Origin of the sequence: Paenibacillus xylanilyticus, from assembly GCF_013359935.1 — a bacterium.
Taxonomy (GTDB): Bacteria; Bacillota; Bacilli; order Paenibacillales; family Paenibacillaceae; genus Paenibacillus; species Paenibacillus xylanilyticus.
In genome coordinates, this window is sequence record NZ_JABMCB010000029.1 from 1 (window position 1) to 292 (window position 292).

Sequence of the window (292 nt, forward strand, 5' to 3'; positions counted from 1 at the left end):
AAAGGATGTGGAGTTGCACAGACAACCAGGATGTTGGCTTAGAAGCAGCCACCATTGAAAGAGTGCGTAATAGCTCACTGGTCGAGTGACTCTGCGCCGAAAATGTAACGGGGCTAAACACACCACCGAAGCTATGGCTTGATGCTTGCATCAGGGGTAGGGGAGCGTTGTATAAGGGTTGAAGGTGTACCGTAAGGAGCGCTGGACATTATACAAGTGAGAATGCCGGTATGAGTAACGAAAAGATCAGTGAGAATCTGATCCGCCGAAAGCCTAAGGGTTCCTGAGGAAG

1 rRNA gene is annotated in these 292 nt (G+C 49.7%); it reads left to right on the top strand.

What is annotated here, in order from left to right:
* Positions 1–292 (top strand): 23S ribosomal RNA (locus HP552_RS00165); the annotation flags it as partial.